General features: G+C 64.9%; 19 protein-coding genes. 14 read left to right on the forward strand and 5 right to left on the reverse strand.

The window, feature by feature from the left end; genetic code table 11:
* The 3 genes from Q0S71_RS26460 to Q0S71_RS26470 form a co-directional block, all read left to right on the forward strand.
* The coding region (locus Q0S71_RS26460) for a helix-turn-helix domain-containing protein (RefSeq protein WP_296002473.1) at nucleotides 1-241 on the forward strand (241 nt) is incomplete at its 5' end.
* Nucleotides 238-1,599 carry an ATP-binding protein gene (locus Q0S71_RS26465; protein WP_296002476.1) on the forward strand — a complete coding sequence of 454 codons (1,362 nt, stop codon included), beginning with the start codon at nucleotides 238-240 and terminating at the stop codon, nucleotides 1,597-1,599. The genes Q0S71_RS26460 and Q0S71_RS26465, both read left to right, overlap by 4 nt.
* Nucleotides 1,600-1,759: 160 nt before the next feature.
* Complete coding sequence (locus tag Q0S71_RS26470) at nucleotides 1,760-2,710, forward strand: hypothetical protein (protein ID WP_296002478.1); 951 nt, start codon at nucleotides 1,760-1,762, stop codon at nucleotides 2,708-2,710.
* A gap of 78 nt (nucleotides 2,711-2,788) precedes the next feature.
* On the opposite strand, the gene hemB is transcribed toward Q0S71_RS26470, so the two are convergent.
* Entirely contained in the window at nucleotides 2,789-3,805 is a 1,017-nt protein-coding gene (hemB, locus tag Q0S71_RS26475) for a porphobilinogen synthase (protein ID WP_296002481.1), read from the reverse strand.
* A 31-nt stretch (nucleotides 3,806-3,836) separates the two neighbouring features.
* Nucleotides 3,837-4,622 carry a ribosome biogenesis GTP-binding protein YihA/YsxC gene (gene yihA, locus Q0S71_RS26480; protein ID WP_296002485.1) on the reverse strand — a complete coding sequence of 262 codons (786 nt, stop codon included), beginning with the start codon at nucleotides 4,620-4,622 and terminating at the stop codon, nucleotides 3,837-3,839.
* A 169-nt stretch (nucleotides 4,623-4,791) separates the two neighbouring features.
* On the opposite strand from yihA, the gene Q0S71_RS26485 reads away from it, so the two are divergent.
* From Q0S71_RS26485 to Q0S71_RS26505, 5 genes are all read left to right on the forward strand, one after another.
* A complete protein-coding gene (locus tag Q0S71_RS26485) occupies nucleotides 4,792-5,469 on the forward strand; it encodes a c-type cytochrome (protein ID WP_296002487.1) in 678 nt (225 codons plus the stop codon).
* A gap of 158 nt (nucleotides 5,470-5,627) precedes the next feature.
* A complete protein-coding gene (locus tag Q0S71_RS26490; RefSeq protein WP_296002490.1) occupies nucleotides 5,628-7,736 on the forward strand; it encodes a cytochrome c biogenesis protein ResB in 2,109 nt (702 codons plus the stop codon).
* 52 nt (nucleotides 7,737-7,788) lie between these two features.
* Nucleotides 7,789-8,952 (forward strand): c-type cytochrome biogenesis protein CcsB, encoded by a 1,164-nt coding sequence (ccsB, locus tag Q0S71_RS26495; RefSeq protein WP_296002493.1) that lies wholly within the window; start codon nucleotides 7,789-7,791, stop codon nucleotides 8,950-8,952.
* A gap of 130 nt (nucleotides 8,953-9,082) precedes the next feature.
* Nucleotides 9,083-10,063 carry a protein-methionine-sulfoxide reductase catalytic subunit MsrP gene (msrP, locus tag Q0S71_RS26500; protein WP_296002496.1) on the forward strand — a complete coding sequence of 327 codons (981 nt, stop codon included), beginning with the start codon at nucleotides 9,083-9,085 and terminating at the stop codon, nucleotides 10,061-10,063.
* Nucleotides 10,064-10,073: 10 nt separating this feature from the next.
* A complete protein-coding gene (locus Q0S71_RS26505; RefSeq protein ID WP_296002500.1) occupies nucleotides 10,074-10,721 on the forward strand; it encodes a sulfite oxidase heme-binding subunit YedZ in 648 nt (215 codons plus the stop codon).
* Between the two features lie 37 nt (nucleotides 10,722-10,758).
* Here Q0S71_RS26505 and lysA read toward each other — a convergent pair whose 3' ends face one another.
* Together lysA and Q0S71_RS26515 are read right to left on the reverse strand one after the other, a co-directional pair.
* Nucleotides 10,759-12,036 (reverse strand): diaminopimelate decarboxylase, encoded by a 1,278-nt coding sequence (gene lysA / locus Q0S71_RS26510; RefSeq protein WP_296002502.1) that lies wholly within the window; start codon nucleotides 12,034-12,036, stop codon nucleotides 10,759-10,761.
* 51 nt (nucleotides 12,037-12,087) lie between these two features.
* Nucleotides 12,088-12,291, reverse strand: a complete 204-nt coding sequence (locus tag Q0S71_RS26515) for a hypothetical protein (protein WP_296002505.1) — start codon at nucleotides 12,289-12,291, stop codon at nucleotides 12,088-12,090.
* A gap of 61 nt (nucleotides 12,292-12,352) precedes the next feature.
* Between Q0S71_RS26515 and cyaY the strand changes: the two genes are divergently transcribed.
* Entirely contained in the window at nucleotides 12,353-12,682 is a 330-nt protein-coding gene (gene cyaY / locus Q0S71_RS26520) for an iron donor protein CyaY (protein ID WP_296002507.1), read from the forward strand.
* A 43-nt stretch (nucleotides 12,683-12,725) separates the two neighbouring features.
* Here cyaY and Q0S71_RS26525 read toward each other — a convergent pair whose 3' ends face one another.
* Nucleotides 12,726-15,068, reverse strand: coding sequence for a penicillin-binding protein 1A (locus Q0S71_RS26525; protein ID WP_296002510.1), 2,343 nt, complete (start codon nucleotides 15,066-15,068; stop codon nucleotides 12,726-12,728).
* Between the two features lie 416 nt (nucleotides 15,069-15,484).
* Here Q0S71_RS26525 and Q0S71_RS26530 point away from each other — a divergent pair, with 416 nt between their 5' ends.
* From Q0S71_RS26530 to Q0S71_RS26550, 5 genes are all read left to right on the forward strand, one after another.
* On the forward strand, nucleotides 15,485-16,561 hold the full coding sequence (locus tag Q0S71_RS26530; RefSeq protein ID WP_296002512.1) for a pilus assembly protein PilM: 1,077 nt from the start codon (nucleotides 15,485-15,487) through the stop codon (nucleotides 16,559-16,561).
* Nucleotides 16,561-17,223 carry a PilN domain-containing protein gene (locus Q0S71_RS26535; RefSeq protein WP_296002515.1) on the forward strand — a complete coding sequence of 221 codons (663 nt, stop codon included), beginning with the start codon at nucleotides 16,561-16,563 and terminating at the stop codon, nucleotides 17,221-17,223. Before Q0S71_RS26530 ends, Q0S71_RS26535 begins: the two co-directional genes overlap by 1 nt.
* Nucleotides 17,224-17,236: 13 nt before the next feature.
* Entirely contained in the window at nucleotides 17,237-17,899 is a 663-nt protein-coding gene (locus Q0S71_RS26540) for a type 4a pilus biogenesis protein PilO (RefSeq protein ID WP_296002517.1), read from the forward strand.
* A 14-nt stretch (nucleotides 17,900-17,913) separates the two neighbouring features.
* Nucleotides 17,914-18,465: a pilus assembly protein PilP gene (locus Q0S71_RS26545; protein ID WP_296002518.1), complete on the forward strand. Its 552-nt coding sequence runs from the start codon at nucleotides 17,914-17,916 to the stop codon at nucleotides 18,463-18,465.
* A partial coding sequence (locus Q0S71_RS26550; protein ID WP_296002521.1) for an AMIN domain-containing protein occupies nucleotides 18,465-20,146 on the forward strand: 1,682 nt, incomplete at its 3' end. The genes Q0S71_RS26545 and Q0S71_RS26550, both read left to right, overlap by 1 nt.

A 20,146-nucleotide genomic window follows, 5' to 3' on the forward strand; every position in this document is an offset into this window, starting at 1 on the left:
CGCCGAATTCCGTTTGTTGAAAGTCTTCCTCGAACATCCGAACCGCGTGCTCAACCGCGACCAGCTGCTGAACCTGACGCAGGGCCGCGACGCCGACCCCTTCGACCGCTCGATCGACATCCAGATCAGCCGCCTGCGCCAAAAGCTGGGCGAGGACGCGCGCCTGCCGCAAATCATCAAGACCGTGCGCAACGGCGGCTACGTGCTGGCCGGCCAGGTGACGGTGGAGTCGCAGGCGTGAAGGCATTCCTGGGCTCGATGACGGGACGCGTCTTCCTGGCGCTGCTGCTGGGCATCGTGGTCTCGGCCGCGCTGACGCAGTGGCTGGCAGTCGGCGAACGCCAGCACGCGCTGGAACGCTACCGCGACTTCCACGCGCTGGAACGGGCCGAGCAGCTGATCTTGTCGGCCGACGCCGTGCCCGCCTTGGCGCGGCCGAATTACCTGAAGGCGGCCAGCCGCGGCGCCATCCGGCTCGACCCGGTCGGCAGCGCCGCCGACGTCGGCCCGGCGCTGCCGCAGACCGAGTTCTCGTCCGCGCTGGCCTTGCGCGTGGGCAGCGATTTCCAGCTGACGCCGCTGGGCGAGCGGCCCGCCGCCTGCGACGCCAAGCGTCCGCCGCCATCGCTGTTCGGCCGCTCGCAGTGGCGCGGCGCCTGCGAAATGATTACCGTGCGCATGCGCGACGGCGAACAGCTGCGCCTGTCCGTGCTGCCGCCGCGTCCGCCGCCCAACGGCAACAGCAATGAATTGATGTCCATGCTGCCTTTCCTGCTCAGCATCGCCGTGCTGGCCTACGTCGTCACGCGCATGACCATGCACCCGCTGAAACAGCTGGCCCAGGCCGCCAAGGACCTCGGCAACGACATCAACCACCCGCCGCTGGCCCTGACCGGCGCCAGTGAGATCCGCCAGGCCAGCGCCGCCTTCAACGCCATGCAGGCGCGCATCCGCCAGCACATCTTCCAGCGCACGCAGATGCTGGCCGCCATCACCCACGACCTGCAAACGCCGCTGACGCGCTTGCGCCTGCGGCTGGAAAAAGTGGCGGACGGCGACTTGCAGCAGCGTCTGGTCGACGATTTGTCGGCCATGCAGCAAATGGTCAAGGAGGGCCTGGACCTGGCGCGCAGCATGGACACCACGGAAACCATGCAGGCGCTCGACCTCGACGCGCTGCTCGACAGCGTCTGCGCCGACGCCGCCGACGCCGGCCAGCAAGTGGCGCTCAAGGGCCGCGCCGCGATGGCGCTGATGGGCCGGCCGATGGCGATCCGGCGCTGCCTCGTCAACCTGATCGACAACGCCGTCAAATACGGCCAGTACGCCAACGTGGCCGTGGAAAGGATGGCCGGCGCGGCCCGCATCAGCATCCGCGACGGCGGTCCCGGCATCGCGCAAGACCAGATGGCGCAAGTGTTCGAGCCGTTTTACCGCATCGAAACGTCGCGCTCGCGCGAATCGGGCGGCACCGGCCTGGGCTTGACCATCGCCCGCAACATCGCCGAACAGCACGGCGCCAGCGTCGCCCTGTCCAACCACCCGGACGGCGGCCTCGAAGTGACCCTGGTGGTGCCGGAATTTTACGCCGCGCGTTGACGGCCGGCGTTTTTTCCGCCGCATGATACATACGGTAACATTCATAAAGACTAAGCTCTTGTAAGCTACCGGCAGTATCGGCCGTCGTCCGTTTGTACAGTACACTGTGCGCCGGGCGGGCCTTTCGGCGCGGTTCCCAAAATGGCCGGACTCTGGCACTATGGCCGCATTTGTTGACTTCGCACCAAGAAAGTTCGATTTTATTTTGCTCGACTCCAGCCATACCCATTCAGACCACGAGTACTGTGAGACCTGCGGCCAGCGTTTGCCGCCGCCGGGGCAATACACGGGCGGCTACGGACAGCGCAGCAAATCGAACCGGATCGGCATCGCCATCTCCGTCGGCCTGCACTTGCTGGCGGTGCTGTATTACCTGCTCAAGCCCAGCGAGCCCTTCCATCGCACCCCGCCGCCGTCGGAAGGCACGATGGTCTACATCACGCCGCAGCCGCAATCGAAGCCCAAGCCGAACAAGACCGAGAAAAAGACCGAGCTGGCCAAGGCCAAGCCGCCTCCGCCGCAGCAGCGCCGCGCCGTCGCGACCATCACGCCGCCGGCCGCCGCCCGCCCGAAACTGGAAACCTACGTCCCGCCCGTGGTCGCGCCGATGACGCCGCCGCCGGTGCAGGACATGGCCGAGATGATCGCCCAGCGCCGCGCCCAGCGCCAGGCCGCCAACCCGGCGCCGCCGTCCGAGCCGGCGCCGGAAACGGCCGACGAGCGCGGCAACCGCATCGCCAAGGCCAATATCGCGCGCGCCCAGGGCGGCCACTCCGGCGGTGCCGACCGCGACGACAGCGGCGGCCTGTTCACCATCGACAAGAGCTTCCACAGCGCCGACGTGAAATTCCGCGGCTGGAACACCAACTTCAAACGCAACTGGACCCAGCAGGTGCACGTCGACCAGGGCGGCGACATCGACATCGAAACGGCCGTCGTGAAAAAGGTGATCGAGATCATCCGCAAGGAAAAGACCGGCGACTTCCCATGGGAATCGCACCGCTTGGGCCGGGTCCAGATCATGAGCGCGCGCAAGGAAGACGAGGCCGAGCTGACCGCCTTCCTGCTGCTGGAATTGTTCCCCGAATATCACCGCGGCGCCAGCCGATAAGCGCGCCCATAAGCAAGCGTGCCTATCAGCGCGCCGTTTAAACGCGGCGCATCCGGTCGTCTGGTCGCGGGAGGGTGCTCAGCCCAGCGCCTTGAGCTTGCGCGCCACGTCGAGCGCGAAGTAGGTCAGCACGCCGTCGGCGCCGGCGCGCTTGAAGGACATCATCGCCTCCATCATCACCTTGTCGTGGTCGAGCCAGCCGTTTTGCGCGGCCGCCTTGATCATCGCGTATTCGCCGCTGACCTGGTAGGCGAAGGTCGGCACCTTGAACTCGTCCTTCACGCGGCGCACGATGTCCAGATACGGCATGCCGGGCTTGACCATCACCATGTCGGCGCCTTCGGCCAGGTCCAGGCCGACTTCGCGCAGGGCCTCGTCGCTGTTGGCCGGGTCCATCTGGTAAGTGTTCTTGTCGCCCTGGCCCAGGTTGGCGGCCGAGCCGACGGCGTCGCGGAACGGGCCGTAGAAGGCCGACGCGTACTTGGCCGAGTAAGCCATGATGCGGGTGTGGATGAAATTCTTTTCTTCCAGACCGGCGCGGATGGCGCCGATGCGGCCATCCATCATGTCCGACGGCGCCACCACGTCGACGCCCGCCTCGGCATGCGTGAGCGCCTGGCGGATCAGCATATTGGTGGTGATGTCGTTGATGACGTAGCCGTGCTCGTCGATCAGGCCGTCCTGGCCGTGGCTGGTGTACGGGTCGAGCGCGATGTCGGTCAGGATGCCCAGTTCGGGGAAGTGCTGTTTCAGCGTGCGCACGGCGCGCGGCACCAGGCCGTCCGGATTGGTGGCCTCGATGCCGTCCGGCGTCTTCTTGGCCACGTCGATCACGGGGAACAGCGCCAGCACCGGAATGCCGAGGCTGACGCATTCCTGCGCCACCTTCAGCAACAGGTCCACCGACATCCGCTCCACGCCCGGCATCGACAGCACCGGCTCGCGCTGGTTCACGCCTTCGACGATGAAGACCGGGTAGATCAGGTCCGAGGCCGTGACCGCGTTTTCGCGCATCAGCGCGCGGGAAAACGGGTCGCGGCGCATGCGGCGCATGCGCAGGGCGGGGAAGTTGGCGCTGGCGTGGGGACTGTGCATCGCTTGAAATCCAGAAAAGTGAAAAGGGCGCTTAAGCCTCGGGCGCGGCGTCGGATGCGGTATCGGGCGCGGCGCCGTCCTGCGCTTCGGCATCGCCGTCCGGCTCGACATCATCCTCCATGTCGATCAGCGCGACCTGGGCCGCAGCCACCTCGTCGGTGACGCCGGCCAGTTCCAGGATCTTGTCGTTGGCTTCTTCGATGCCGACCCGCTTGAGCGCCGAGAACAGCTGCGCCGTGAACGGGAAGCCGACGCCGTCTTCATCGACGTAGCTGGCCAGCTTGGCCTTGGCCTGGCGCAGCACGTTGACCGACTCGTTGCGGTTGAGCTTGTCGACCTTGGTCAAGATGCAGTGGATCGGCTTGCCGGTCGGCGCGAACCATTCCAGCATCTGCACGTCGAGGTCGGTGAACGGGCGGCGCGAATCCATGATGAGGATCAGCGCGGCCAGCTGCTCGCGGCGCTGCACGTAGTCGCCCAGCAGACGCTGCCAGTGCAACTTGGCCGAGCCGGACACTTCCGCGTAGCCGTAACCGGGCAAGTCGACCAGCAGGCACTCGATTTCCTCCATGATGACCGGGTCCTTGCGGTGCTGGGCCACGTGGGCGCCGCCGATCGAGAAGTAGTTGATGTGCTGGGTGCGGCCCGGCGTCTTGGAGGCGAACGCCAGCCCCTTCTGATTGCACAGAATGTTGATGGCGGTCGACTTACCGGCGTTGGAGCGACCTGCAAAGGCGATTTCCGGCATGGTGGTGTCGGGAAGGTCGCGCAGTTGGTTGACGGTCGTAAAGAATCGGGCTTGCCAGAGTTTGGACATGGAGTGGGGAAAAAAGCAACAAAATGGAGCGGAACCGCTGAAAAGCTATTGTACAATAAGGGGTTACGAATTGTTGCCATGCATATTTCGTGCAAGGTGGGCCCGATGTAGCACAAGACAGCGGCGGCGACAATCTCGCCACTCCTATTGACTAGTCCAAGGTGTCTGAATGAATCGTGCATTTTCACCGTTAGTACAATCGTTGCTCGTCGCCATGTTGGCCATGGCGGTCAATGCTACCGCCGCCGAAGAGAAAAAGCCCGCCGCCGCCGCGCCGGTCGCCAAGGCCGATCCCGCCAAGGGCAGCAGCCTGTTCGCCGACGGCGATGCCGCGCGCGGCATTCCGGCCTGCGTGTCCTGCCACGGCGCCGGCGGCAATTCGACCATCGCCGCCAACCCGAAACTGGCCGGCCAGAACGCCGCCTACATCCACAAGCAGCTGGTCGACTTCACCACGCCCGACCGGGTCCAGCCCATCATGACCGGCTACGCCAAGCTGCTGACGGATGATGAAAAGAAAAACATCGCCGCCTACCTGGGCACCCAGGTCGCCAAGCCGGGCGCCGCCCGGAACAAGGACACGGTCGAGCTGGGCAAGAAGATTTATCGCGGCGGCATCGCCGAGAAAAAAGTGCCGGCCTGCGCCAGCTGCCACGGCGCCAACGGCGCCGGCGTGCCGGTGCAATATCCGCGTCTGGCCGGCCAGAGCCAGGACTACACGGCCACCCAGCTGGGCCTGTTCAGCAGCGGCCACCGCAGCAATGGTCCGATGATGGCCGCCATCGCCAAGCGCATGTCGGACGATGAAATGAAGGCGGTGGCCGACTACATCGCCGGCCTGAAGTAAGCGGCGGCCGACACGGCCGACCTCATGCTCAACCCCGTGGTTAACATCGGGGTCGACATCACGGTCAACATATTAAGGGCGGCGGCGCGAGCGGGCCGCCCTTTTTGTTGTATGCTGCCGCCTGTCTACCAGGTGTCCGTCTTTATAAAGTATCGCGCATGAACGCTCCCAGCACCACCGGCATCGAACTGAAAACCCGCCGTCCCGCCGTCGCCGAACTGGTCGAACTGATTTCGTCGATGCGCTTCGCCATCAGCCTGCTGACCCTGCTCGCCGTGGCCGCCACCATCGGCACCATCATGAAGCAGAACGAAGCCATGGCCGGCTATGTCGACAAGTTCGGCCCGTTCTGGTTCGAGGTGTTCGGCAAGTTCGGCCTGTACGCGATTTATTCGAGCTGGTGGTTTTTGCTGATTATGGCCACGCTGGTGACGTCGACCTCGCTGTGCCTGATCCGCAACGCGCCGAAAATGTTCAAGGACATGCGCAGCTGGCGCGAAAACGTGCGCGAACAATCGCTGCAAAACTTCCACCACAAAAACCTCTGGCATGCCACCCTGCCGCGCGCCGCGCTGGCGGCCCAGAGCGTCGCCCGCCTGCACGACGCCGGCTACCGCGCCAAGCTCGTCGACAAGGGGCCAGCCACGCTGGTCACGGCCAAGAAGGGCGCCGCCAACAAGTTCGGCTACATCTTCGCGCACTCGGCCATCGTCATCATCATCGTCGGCGCGGCGCTCGATTCCGATCTGCCGATCCGCTTCCAGGAATGGTTCCTCGGCAAGACGCCGTTCGGCGGCAGCGGCGTCATCGCCGACATTCCCGCCCAGCACCGTCTCGGCCTGGGCAACCCCACCTTCCGCGGCAACACCCTGATCCCCGAGGGCGCGGCCAGCGACACGGCCATCATCCCGCGCGCGAGCGGCGTGCTGATCCAGGAACTGCCGTTCTCCATCGAGCTCAAGAAATTCAATATCGATTTCTACACGACCGGCATGCCCAAGCTGTTCGCCAGCGACGTCGTCATCCGCGACCATGAAACCGGCAAGACCTTCCCGGCCACCATCGAAGTGAACAAGCCGCTGATCTACAAGGGCGTGGCGGTCTACCAGTCCAGCTTCGAGGATGGCGGCAGCAAGCTCAAGCTCACCGGCTACCCGATGACCGGCACCGCCAGCGCCGAATTCCCCCTGGTCGGCACGGTCGGCGCGAGCACGCCCATGGGCGCCGACTACACGGTCGAATGGTCGGGCTTCCGCCCCTTCAACGTGGAAAACATGGGCGGGCGCCAGGATGCGCGCGCCGTCGCCAAGGGCCAGAGCCTGGAAGACCAGTTCGCCGTCGGCCTCGACAAGCGGCTCGGCTCGGCCGGCAAGAACGCCCACAACAAGGACTTGAAAAACGTCGGCCCCAGCGTCGAATACAAGTTGCGCGACCGGACCGGCCAGGCCCGCGAATACCAGAACTATATGCAACCGGTGACGGTCGACGGCGTCACCGTCTTCCTGGCCGGCATGCGCACCAATCCGAACGACCCCTTCAGCTATCTGCGTATCCCGGCCGACGACGCCCACTCGGTGCGTGAATGGATGCGACTGCGCGCCGCGCTCAGCGACCCGCAGCTGCGCCTGATCGCCTCCCAGCATTACGCGGCGCGCGCCATGTCGCAAGATGCGTCGGCCCCGGCCTCGGCGGCCAACGAACAAGTGCATGCGCAATTGCAGCAGTCGGCCTTCAAAAGCCTGGGCATCTTCGCCGGCGACGGCAAGGAAGCGGGCTTTTTGTCGATCTCGCACTTCCTCGAACGCATCCCCGCCGCCCAGCAGGAAAAGGCGGCCGACGTCTTCATGAAGATTTTGAACGGCAGCCTGTGGGATTTGTGGCAGGCGGCGCGCGACCGGGACGGCCTGGCGCCGGTTCCGTCCGACGAAGCCCACGCGCGCTTTTTGCAGCTGGCCACCAACGCGCTGTCGGACAGCTTCTTCTACGGCGCGCCGGTGTATTTGCAGCTCGACGATTACACCGAGATCAAGGCTTCGGTGTTCCAGGTCACGCGCTCGCCGGGCAAGAAAGTGGTCTACCTCGGCTGCATCTTCCTGGTGCTGGGCGTGTTCTCGATGTTTTATATCCGCGAACGCCGGCTGTGGATCTGGATCAAGGATGACGGCCAGGGCAGCGAGGCGCTGATGGCCATGAGCACCCAGCGCAAGACCCTCGATTTTGAAAATGAATTCGCCAGTTTGAAGGAAAAACTGACGCAATCGGCGTAAGCTGTCGCAAAGCAGATCCGGCCGCCGCCAGCGCGGCCGTTCAGGAGAGCACATGGAACTGAGCCAGACCCCACCGCAACATCACACCTACATCCAGGCGCCCGGCTATTTCAAGCGCCTGAGCCTGATCGACTGGCTGTTCGGCTTCGCCCTGCTGGCCGGCGCCCTGTTCGCGCTGAACCGCTACGGCAGCCACATGGACGTCTACGAAAAAGGCATCATGCTGGCCGCCGCGCCCACCTTCGCCGCGCTCGGCTGGACCTGGAAGCCGGTGCGCTGGCTGATGCCGCTGCTGTTCCTGCTGGCGCTGTTTTCGATTTCCCTGTACGGCGGCGACCTCGACGCCGCCAACCATACATTCCTGCTCAAATACCTGCTGTCTAGCCAGTCCGCGATTTTATGGATGGGCACCTTCTTCTTCCTGTCCACGCTGTTCTACTGGATAGGCCTGGTGGCGCGCTCGCCGTTCGGCGGCTCGGTCGGCTCGATTTTGTGCTGGGCCGGCGTCATCTTCGGCCTGACCGGCATGCTGGTGCGCTGGTACGAGTCCTACCTGATCGGCGCCGACGTCGGCCACATCCCCATTTCCAACCTGTACGAAGTGTTCGTGCTGTTCTCGATGATCACGGCGCTGTTCTACCTGTACTACGAGCAGCGCTACGCCACGCGCCAGCTGGGCGCCTTCGTGCTGCTGGTGATCTCGGCCGCCGTCGGCTTCCTGCTGTGGTACACCGTCACGCGCGACGCCGCCGACATCCAGCCGCTGGTGCCGGCCCTGCAAAGCTGGTGGATGAAGATCCACGTGCCGGCCAACTTCATCGGCTACGGCACGTTCTCGCTGTCGGCCATGGTCGCCGCCGCCTACCTGCTCAAGTCCAGCGGCCACCTGGTCGACCGCCTGCCGTCGCTGGAAGTGCTGGACGACGTCATGTACAAGGCCATCTCGGTCGGCTTCGCCTTCTTCACCGTCGCCACCATCCTCGGCGCGCTGTGGGCGGCCGAGGCGTGGGGCGGCTACTGGTCGTGGGACCCGAAAGAGACGTGGGCGCTGATCGTCTGGCTCAACTACGCGGCCTGGCTGCACATGCGTTTGATGACGGGCTTGCGCGGCCGCGTGGCGGCCTGGTGGGCGCTGGTCGGCCTGCTGGTGACGACGTTCGCTTTCCTCGGCGTCAACATGTTCCTGTCCGGCCTGCACTCCTACGGCAAGCTCTAACTTGAAAATGTAATCGCAACGTAATCAAGCGGGGCAATGCTTTGGTGTAAGGTTGAGCCTGTCCGGACAGACCAAGGGGGAGAGTCCTTCCCCGACCGTCTGTCCATCAACTTTACCGCCCGGAGTCGCCATGCTGATTCAACGTAGTCCCAACGGCATCGAATTGCCGTATTCATCGGAAATCACCCCGCGCGCCGTGTTTGAATCGCGCCGCGGCTTCATCAAGCAGCTTGCGCTCGGCTCCATTTCCAGCGCCGCGCTGCTGGAAATGGCCGCGCGCGACGCCCACGCCCAGGGCGGCGGCAATCCCAAGCTGCCCGCCAAGCTCAACCCCGCCTATTCGGCGATGGACAAGCAGACGCCCTACAAGGACGCCACCACCTATAACAACTTCTACGAATTCGGCACCGACAAGAGCGAGCCGGCGCAGAACGCCCACACGCTGCGCACGCATCCGTGGACCGTCACCATCGAAGGCGAGGTCAAGAAGCCGATGACGCTGGACCTGGACGCGCTGCTGAAGCTGGCGCCGCTGGAGGAACGCATCTACCGCCTGCGCTGCGTCGAAGGCTGGTCGATGGTGATCCCGTGGACCGGCTATTCGCTGTCGGAAATCATCAAGAAGGTCGAGCCGACCAGCAACGCCAAATACGTGGAATTCATTTCGCTGGCCGACAAATCGCAGATGCCCGGCGTCGGCAGCCGCGTGCTGAACTGGCCGTATGTGGAGGGCCTGCGCATCGACGAGGCGAATCACCCGCTGACCCTGCTCACCCTGGGCATGTACGGTGAAACGCTGGCCAACCAGAACGGCGCGCCGGTGCGCATCGTCACGCCGTGGAAATACGGCTTCAAGTCGGCCAAGTCCATCGTCAAGATCCGCTTCGTCAAGGAACAGCCGCGCACCTCGTGGAGCTTGTCGGCGCCCAACGAATACGGCTTCTATTCCAACGTCAACCCGGACGTCGACCACCCGCGCTGGTCGCAGGGCAGCGAGCGCCGCATCGGCGAGGATGGCTTTTTGAGCCGCAAGCGCAAGACGCTGATGTTCAACGGCTACAGCGACGTCGCACCGATGTACGCCGGCATGGACTTGAAAAAATACTACTGATCGGAGCGTCATGGCCTTCAACCCCACACCCCGCCAGACGACGGCGCTGAAGGCCGGCATCTTCGTGCTGGCGCTGCTGCCGTTCGCGCGCATGGTCTACCTGACGCTGACCGGCCAGCTGGTCGAGCCGCTCGAATTCATCACGCGCGGCACCGGCGACTGGACCCTGTATTTTCTCTGCTTCACGCTGGGCGTGACGCCGCTGCGCAAGCTGAGCAAGTGGAACTGGCTCATCAAGCTGCGCCGCATGATAGGCCTGTTCGCCTTCTTTTACGCGGCACTGCACTTCACCACTTTTTTGTGGTTCGACCACTTTTTCGACGTGCGGGAAATGTGGAAGGACGTGCTGAAGCGGCCCTTCATCACGGTCGGCTTCATCGCCTTCGTGCTCTTGATACCACTGGCCGTGACCAGCACCAACGGCATGGTGCGCCGCCTCGGCGGCAAGCGCTGGCAGTGGTTGCACCGGCTCATCTACGTCATCGCGCCGCTGGGCATCTTGCACTTTTGGTGGATGAAGGCGGGCAAGCACAATTTCACGCAGCCGATTATCTTCGGGCTGATCGTGGCGGCGCTGTTGTTGCTGCGGGTTTATTGGAGCCGCACCAAGGCGGCGGCGCCGGCCAGGGCCACCGCCGCCAAAGTCGCGGCGCGGTAGGGGAGGGGAGGGGCCGGCGATCCTGCCCCCGATTCCTTTACTTCAGCACCGCTTCCAGCGCGAACAGGTCGGCCGGATTTTCGCGCTGGCGCACCAGGTGGCTGGCGCCGCCGTCGACGATCACTTCCGCCGCCCGCCCTCGCGTGTTGTAGTTCGACGCCATCGTCATGCCGTAGGCGCCGGCCTGCAACATCACCAGCAAATCGCCCGCTTCCACCGTCAGCGCGCGGTCGCGCGCCAGCCAGTCGCCCGATTCGCAGATCGGCCCGACCACGTCGTAGCTGAGCTTGTCCGCCGCGCTTTGCACCACCGGCTGCATGTCCATCCACGCCTGGTACAGGGCCGGGCGCGCCATGTCGTTCATGGCCGCGTCGACCACGCAGAAATTCTTTTCCTCGCCGTGCTTGATGAATTCCACCTTGGTCAGCAGCACGCCGGTGTCGCCGACGATGGAGCGGCCCGGCTCGAAAATCACCTTGATAGGCTTGCCGCCGTGCCGCCGGGCGCGCCAGGCGTCGATGCGCTGGAACAAGCGGCCCAGGTAGTCGCCCACCGGCACCGGCGCCGCCTCGCCGGCCTCGCCGTAGCTGATGCCGATGCCGCCGCCGATGTCCAGATGGTGCAGCACGATGCCCTCGTCGCCGAGCGCGTCGATCAGCTCGATCAAGCGGTCCAGCGCCTCCAGCAGCGGCGCGTCGTCCAGCAGCTGCGAGCCGATGTGGCAGTCGATGCCGGCCACTTCCAGGTGCGGCAGCTTGGCGGCCGCGCGGTAGGTGGCCAGCGCGTCGTCGAAGGCGACGCCGAACTTGTTCGCCTTCAGCCCGGTGGCGATGTAGGGATGGGTCTTGGCGTCGACGTTCGGGTTGACGCGCAGCGACACGCGCGCCGTCTTGCCCATGGCGCCGGCCACGTCGTTGAGGCGGTGCAGCTCGGGGATCGATTCGACGTTGAAGCACAGGATGTCGTGCGACAGCGCCAGCCGCATCTCGGCCACGCTCTTGCCGACGCCGGAGAAAATCACCTTGCGCGGGTCGCCGCCGGCGGCGATCACGCGCAGCAGCTCGCCGCCGGAAACGATGTCGAAACCGGCGCCCTGGCGCGCCAGCAGGTCGAGGATGGCGAGGTTGGAATTGGCCTTCATGGCGTAGCAGACCAGCGCGTCGCGGCCGGCGCAGGCGTCGGCGTAGGAGGCGTAGTTGGCCAGCAGCGCGGCCTTGGAATAGACATAGGTCGGGGTGCCGAACTGTTCGGCGATGGCGCCCAGCGCCACGCCTTCAGCGTGCAGCACGCCATCTTGATAAGTGAAATGCGACATTGGAACTTTATGGTGTGATGTGTTTTGAGCTGTTGCCGAATTATTGCTGAATTATTGCTGGGCCGGCGGCAGCGTGGACGGAATCGGCGGCGTCGGCGTGGGCGCTTCCTGGCCGGGCAGCTGGGCCTTGCTGTTGGCGGGCCGCGACGGTTTCGGGATGTACAGCGGGCCGGGCTGGCCGCAGGCGCCGAGCAGCAGCGACAGGCAGGCCGCCGCGCCGGCGGCGCGGTAAAGGCGGGTAAAACGTGGGGACATCAACGCTGGAGTGGGCTTCACGATTAGAATCACGGTTTGACTTGAGAAATTGGAGTGTAGCATGGGCGAATCAGAATTCATGGCGCAGGCCGAGGCCACCCTTAGCGCGATCGCGGCGGCGCTTGACCGCCTGAACGACGCGGACGAGCTCGACGTGGATTGCAGCCGCAACGGCAACGTGCTCGAAATCGAGTTCATAGACAACGGCTCCAAGATCATCGTCAACAGCCAGGCGGCGATGTCGGAACTGTGGGTGGCGGCGCGCTCGGGCGGCTTCCACTACAAGCAAAAGGACGGCCTGTGGCTCAACACGCGCGACGGCTCCGAACTGTACGCGTCGCTGTCGGCGATGGTCAGCGCGCAGGCCGGCACGACGGTGGTGCTGGGCTGAGCCGCGGCCGCCCCCGGAGCCGCGCCGGCGCCCGGGCGCCGCTTTAGAACAGCTCGTTCTTGACGGCGTCCTTGGCCTTGTCGTCGGCCGGCGCCGGGTGGGCGCCGGTGTCGAGGCTGTGGACGGCCGTGCCGGGCGGGTTCTCGGCGTAGTAATACTCGTCGCCGACCAGCACCAGCCCTTCGGGCACGACGCGCTCCTCGATCGGGATATTCTTCAGCGCCTTTTGCATATAGCCTATCCAGATCGGCAGCGCCAGGCCGCCGCCGGTTTCCTTGTTGCCCAGATTCTTGGGCTGGTCGTAACCTATCCACGCGATGCCGACCAGCTTGGGCTGGTAGCCGGCGAACCAGGCGTCGATGGAATCGTTGGTGGTGCCGGTCTTGCCCGAGATGTCGGGCCGCTTGAGCGCCAGCGCCTTGACCGCCGTGCCGTAGCGCACCACGTCCTTCAGCATGCTGTCCATCAAAAACGCGTTGCGCTCGTCGATGACGCGATTCTTTTCATCGCCGGCCAGGTCGGGCGCGGCCTGCGACAGGATCTTGCCGTCGGCGTCCGTCACCTTGGCGATCAGGTAGGGGCTGACCTTGTAGCCGCCGTTGGCGAACACGGCGTAGGCGCCGGCCATCTGCAGCGGCGTGACGTTGCCCGCGCCCAGCGCCAGCGTCAGATAGGGCGGATTCTTGTCGGCGTCGAAGCCGAAGCGCGTCGTGTATTCCTGGCCGTATTTGGCGCCGATGCGGTGCAGGATGCGGATCGAGATCATGTTCTTCGACTTGGTCAGGCCGCGCCGCATCGTCATCGGGCCTTCGTACTTGTTGTCGTAGTTCTTCGGCTCCCAGGCCTGGCCGCCGGTCTGGCCGGCGTCGAAGGAAATCGGAGCGTCGTCGATGATGGTGGCCGGCGACAGCCCGCGTTCGAGCGAGGCCGAATAGATGAAGGGCTTGAACGAGGAACCCGGCTGGCGCCAGGCCTGGGTCACGTGGTTGAACTTGTTGCGGTTGTAATCGAAGCCGCCCACCATGGCCCGGATCGCGCCGTCGGTGGTGCTGGCGGCCACGAAGGCCGATTCGATTTCCGGCATCTGCGTGACGATCCACGCCGTGCCTTCCTGCATCACGCGGATCACGGCGCCGCGCCGGATGCGGCGGTTGGGCGGCGACTTGTCGGTCAGCCAGGCGCGGCCCATTTCCAGGCCGGCGCCGCTGATGGTGATGTCGTCGCCGGCGGCGGTGACGGCCACGATCTTTTGCGGCGTGGCTTCGAGCACCATGGCGGCGACGATGTCGTCGCTGTCGGGGTGGTCGGCCAGTTCCGTTTCGATGTCGTCGTCGGCCTCGGCCTTGTTGGCTGGGATGTCGATATACGCTTCCGGCCCACGGTAGGCGTGGCGCTTTTCGTAATCCATCACGCCCTTGCGCAGCGACAGGTAGGCGGCGTCCTGGTCGGCCTTGGTGATGGTGGTGAACACGTTCAGGCCGCGCGTGTAGGTATCTTCCTTGAATTGTTCATAGACCAGCTGGCGCGCCATCTCGGCCACATATTCGGCGTGGATGCCGAATTCGCTGCTGTCGGTTTTCACTTTCAGCGGCTCGGCCTTGGCGGCCGCGTACTGCGCGTCGCTGATGTAGCGCAGGTCGTGCATGCGCTGCAGGATGTATTGCTGGCGCGTGATGGCGCGCTTGGGATTGACCACCGGATTGTAGGCCGACGGCGCTTTCGGCAGGCCGGCCAGCATCGCCGCCTCGGCCACGCTAATGTCTTTCAAATTCTTGCCGAAATAGATTTGGGCGGCCGAGGAAAACCCGTAGGCGCGCTGGCCCAGGTAGATCTGGTTCATATACACCTCCAGGATCTGGTCTTTCGTCAGGTTCTGCTCGATCTTCCAGGCCAGCAGCGCCTCGTAAGCCTTGCGCTTGAGGGTCTGTTCGCTCGACAGGAAGAAGTTGCGCGCCACCTGTTGCGTGATGGTCGAGGCGCCCTGGCGGGCGCCGCCGGTGGCGTTGTGCAGGGCGGCGCGCAAGATGCCGGTGTAGTCGATGCCGCCGTGTTCGTAGAAACGGTCGTCCTCGATGGCCAGCACGGCCTTCTTCATGATGTCGGGGATGTCCTTGAAACGCACCAGGTTGCGCCGCTCTTCGCCGAATTCGCCGATCAGCACGCCGTCCGAGGAAAAGATCCGCAGCGGCATCTTGGGCCGGTAGTCGGTCAGGGCGTCGAGCGCCGGCAGGTTGGGGTAGGCCAGCGCCAGGCCGAGCACGACCAGCAGCATCAGCACCACGCCCAGGCCGGCGCACACGGCCAGCGCCGACAGCAGGAAGCGGCGGGTGCGGGAACGGCCGGCGGGCGGCGCGGCGGCCGGGGTGGCCGAGTGGGAAGTGGGCATGCGGTTCGGGTCTTTCGCGTGGTCGCTGTCGAGTGGCTGGGGAGGGGCGCTTCATTATAAGCGAGGGGCGGCGCCGGCGGCGCGTCTCGGCGGCCTGGAAACTTTTCTTATGAGCAACAAAACAACTGAGTTGTCGCCCGGTTTATAGAATGAAACATGAATAAAACGATAATATCACCAGAGTGTGGCGCCCTATTCACACAAACACAATTGTGCACAGCAGAAATATCTTTACCTAAGCTGGCCTTATTGCTACGATTTAAGGTACTGTCTTAAAGTGTTGTCTTATCATTGCTGTCTAAACGCTGGTTTTCAAACGAGTTCCCCCTTATGCACACAGTACGAATGCGTTTCCGGCAGCACAACAGCGGCGGCGACCGCCATGGCGCCGCGCCGGGTGCCGGCGGCGGGGCGCGATGATGGACCTGCAAACGCTGTTTGGCCGCGGCCATCCACCGCTGGTCGGACTCGACATCAGCACCTCCGGCGTGCGCCTGGTCGAGCTGGCGCTGGCGGGCAAGGACCAGTACCGGCTTGAGCGCTACGCCGCCGAGCCGCTGCCGCGCGGCGCCGTGGTCGACGGCAATATCGAAAACATGGAGCAAGTGGTCGACGCCGTGCGCCGCGTGTGGAAGAAAAGCGGTTCGCGCGCCAAGCTGGCCGCGCTCGGCATGCCGCCCGCCTCCGTCATCACCAAGAAAATCATCTTGCCGGCCGGCCTGTCGGAAGACCAGCTAGAAGTGCAGGTCGAATCCGAGGCCAGCCAGTACATCCCCTTCGCGCTCGACGAGGTCAGCCTCGATTTCGACGTGCTGGGGCCGGCCGCCAATTCCGAGGAAGACATCGAAGTCATGCTGGCCGCCTCGCGCCGCGAAAAGGTCGAGGACCGGGTCGCCATCGCCGAAGCCTCCGGTTTGACGCCGACCGTGATGGATATCGAATCCTACGCCGCGCGCGCCGCGCTCGACCGCATCACGGCCCAGCTGCCGCAGTCCGGCAGCGGCCAGATCGTCGCGCTGTTCCAGATCGGCGCCCAGGTCACCCATATATCGGTCATGCTCGACGGCGTCACCATCTACGAGCGCGAGCAGCCCTTCGGCGGCCAGTCGCTGACCCAGGACATCGTGCGCGCCTACGGCATGGCCTTCGACGAGGCCGAGACGCGCAAGAAGTCGGGCGAGCTGCCCGACAATTACGCCAACGACCTGCTCACGCCCTTCCTGGAAAGCGCCACGCTGGAAGTGACCCGCGCCATCCAGTTCTTTTACACGTCCACGCCCTACACCCGGGTCGACCAGCTGTTCCTGGCCGGCGGCTGCGCGCTGATCCCCGGCTTGATCGAGCTGATCGCCGCCCGCAGCAAGATTTCGACCGCCGTGATTTCGCCGTTCAAGGGCATGACGCTGGGGCCGTCGGTGCGCGAGAGCGCGCTGCGCGCCGAGGCACCGGCCTATCTGGTGGCCTGCGGGCTGGCGCTGCGGAGGTTTGGCTGATGATTAGAATTAACCTGCTGCCGCACCGCGAGGCCGCGCGCAAACAGAAGAAATCGGCCTTTTACGCGCTGCTGGTGCTGGGCGCCATCATCGGCGCCGGCGTGGTGCTGATCGTCGGCGGCTACAACGCGCGCGGCATCTCGATCCAGAACAGCCGCAACGCCATCATCAAGGACGCCATCGTTTCGCTCGACAAGAAGATCGTCGAAATCGCCAACCTGAAACAGGAAATCGAAGCCCTCAAGGCGCGCCAGCAAGCCGTCGAAGACTTGCAGGGCGACCGCAACCAGCCGGTCTACCTGATGGATGAACTGGTCAAGCAGACCCCGGCCGGCGTCTACCTGAAAGCCTTCAAGCAAGAAGGCCAGAAGGTCGCCGTCAGCGGTTACGCCCAGTCGCAGGAGCGGGTCTCCGAACTGTTGCGCAACCTGGCCGGCGTCTCGCCGTGGCTGGAAAAGCCGGACTTGATCGAAGTGCGCTCGACCGCGCTGGGCCAGGGCAAGTCGGCCAAAAAAGTGGTTGAATTCAATTTGACCGTCAACATCAAGCGTCCGCGCGACCAGGTGGCGGCCGATGCCAAGGGCAAGCCGGGTGCCAAGCCGGCCGCCGGCGCCGCGCCGGGCGCCGCCTCCGTGCCGCCCGCGCCGGCTGGCCAGTCTTGAGATCGGAACTGTTATGGCGAATGTAAACGAGATGGGCCAGGCGCTGGCCGCCCAGTTCCGCGGCCTCAATGACCGCCACCCGGGCCAGTGGCCGCTGGCGCCGCGCGTGCTGTGCAGCATCGCCGTCATGGCGGCCGTGGTCGGGGCCGGCTATTTCCTGTACTGGGGCAGCCAGTTCGACGAGCAGGATGCGCTGGCGCAGACCGAGCTCAAGCTGCGCGACGAGTACAAGCTCAAGACCGCCCAGGCGGTCAACCTGGACGCGCTGCGGGCGCAAAAGTCGCAGGTCGACCAGTACGTCGAGCGCTTGCAGAAGCAGTTGCCGAGCAAGGCCGAGATGGCCGCGCTGCTGTCGGACATCAACCAGGCCGGCATCGGCCGCGGCCTGCAGTTCGAGCTGTTCAAGCCCGGCCAGGTGGTGGTCAGGGATTATTACGCCGAGCTGCCGATCGACATCAAGGTCACCGGCAATTACCACGACATCGGCTCCTTCGCCGGCGACATGGCCAACCTGCCGCGCATCGTCACGCTCAACAACATGGCGCTGGCGGCCGGCAAGGATGGCACGCTGACGCTGGACGCGGTCGCCAAGACCTTCCGCTACCTCGATCCGGAAGAAGTCAACGCCCAGCGCAAGGCCGCGGCCGACAAGAAAAAGGCGGCGAATAAATCATGACACGAGCAAACCGTATGAGCGCCCCCGGGCGCGCCGTCCTGCCGCTGGCCGCGCTGTTGCTGCCGCTGTTGCTGGCCGCCTGCGGCGACAGCGATACCCAGGAAGTGAAGCGTTGGATGGAGCAGGTCGACCACGAAGCCCGCGTCGCCGTGCCGCCGCTGGTGGCGCCCAAGAATTTCATTCCCTACGCCTACGCCTCGAACGACGCCATCGACCCCTTCAGCCCGAACAAGCTGCTGGCCGAGCTGGCCAAGCTGGACCACCAGCGCGGCGGCGTCAAGCCGGACACCGAGCGCCGCAAGGAAGTGCTGGAAAGCTACCCGCTCGACACCATCAAAATGGTCGGCACCATGCAAAAGGGCAGCGCCACCTACGCGCTGCTGCAAGTGGACAAGGCCGTGTATCAGGTGCAGCTCGGCCAGCACATAGGACAGAATTTCGGCCTGGTGACCGGCGTCAGCGACGCCGTCGTCACCATCAAGGAAATCGTACAGGATGCGACCGGCGACTGGGTCGAGCGCATATCGAAGCTGGAATTGCAGGAAAGTAAGGAGAGCAGCAAATGATGTCATACACAACCTCCACGCTGATGCAGGCCGCCACGGCGGCGCGGCGTCTGGGCGCGGTGCTGGCGTTTGCCTGCGCGGCCTTGCCGCTGCAAGCGCAGGCCCAGGCGCCGGCCGCCGCCACGGCGGGCGGCAATGCGATCGAAGCGGTCACGGCCCACCAGCAGGGCTCGAATGTGATCGTCAAGATCGCGCTCAAGAACGCGCCCGACAAATTGCCGATCGGCTTCGCCATCACCAATCCGCCGCGCATCGCGCTCGACTTCGGCGCCACCGTCAACGGCACCGGCAAGAATACGGAAGATTTGAATCTGGGCGAACTGCGCAGCGTCAACCTGGTGCAGGCCGGCGAACGGTCGCGCCTGGTGTTCAACCTGAAGCGCTCGCTGAACTACGCCACCACCATCGACGGCAACGCCATCATCCTGACCATCGACGGGTCCGGCGGGCTGGCCCAGGCCGTCAACGCCAGCGGCTTGCCGGTGGCGCCGGTGGCCAAGGCGCCGGCCGGCCGCCAATTGCTGCGCGATATGGACTTCCGCCGCGGCGGCGCCGGCGAGGGCCGCATCATCGTCGACCTGCCCAACAGCCAGGTGGCCGTCGACGTGCGCCAGACGGCCACCGGCGTGGTGGTCGATTTCCTCCACATGGGCCTGCCTGAAACGCTGCGCCGCCGCCTCGACGTGACCGACTTCGGCACGCCGGTGGCGCTGATTACCACGGCGCCCCAGGGCGACAACGTGCGCATGAACATCGAGGCGCGCGGCCTGTGGGAGCAAAGCGTCTACCAGAGCGAGACCCAGCTGGTGATCGACGTCAAGCCGATCAAGGAAGACCCGAACAAGCTGACCCAGGGCACCCAGGGTTATCGCGGTGAAAAGCTGTCCTTCAATTTCCAGAACGTGGAAGTGCGGGCGGCCCTGCAGGCGATCGCCGACATTTCCGGCCTGAACATCATCACCAGCGACAGCGTCAGCGGCAACCTCACGCTGCGCCTGAAGGAAGTGCCGTGGGACCAGGCGCTCGACGTGGTGTTGCAGGCCAAGGGTCTGGACATGCGCAAGAACGGCAATGTGCTGCTGATCGCGCCCAAGGAAGAATTGCTGAGCAAGGAAAAGCTGGAGCTCGAGCAGCGCGCCCAGATCGCCGACCTCGAACCGCTGAAGTCGGAAATCTTCCAGCTCAATTATCAGAAGGCTGAATCGTTCAAGGCCGTGTTCGGCCTCGACGGCGGCGGCGGCGGCGGCGGCGGCGACAAGAACCGCTTGCTGTCCAAGCGCGGCAGCGCCATCATCGAACCGCGCACCAACCAGCTGTTCGTCACCGACATCGCCTCCAAGCTGGAGGACATCCGCAAGCTGATCGCCAAGACCGACATCGCCTCCAAGCAGGTGCTGATCGAGGCCCGCATCGTCGAGGCCAGCGACACCTTCACCCGCAACCTCGGCGCCAAGCTGGGCTTTGCCGACCTGCGCACCCAGCGCGGCGGCGACTCCGGCTACCAGCTCGGCAACAGCAACACCCGGGTCGCCATCGGCGGCAACATCAACGGCGTGGGCGAGACCACCGGCCAGATCAAGGCCACCGACGCCAGCTACAGCAACAGCCAGTTCATCAACCTGCCGGCCGGCGCCGTCAACGGCGCCCAGGCCGGCAACCTGGCGATCAGCCTGTTCTCGTC

The organism is Rugamonas sp. (genome assembly GCF_025354735.1).
Lineage (GTDB): Bacteria > Pseudomonadota > Gammaproteobacteria > Burkholderiales > Burkholderiaceae_D > Rugamonas.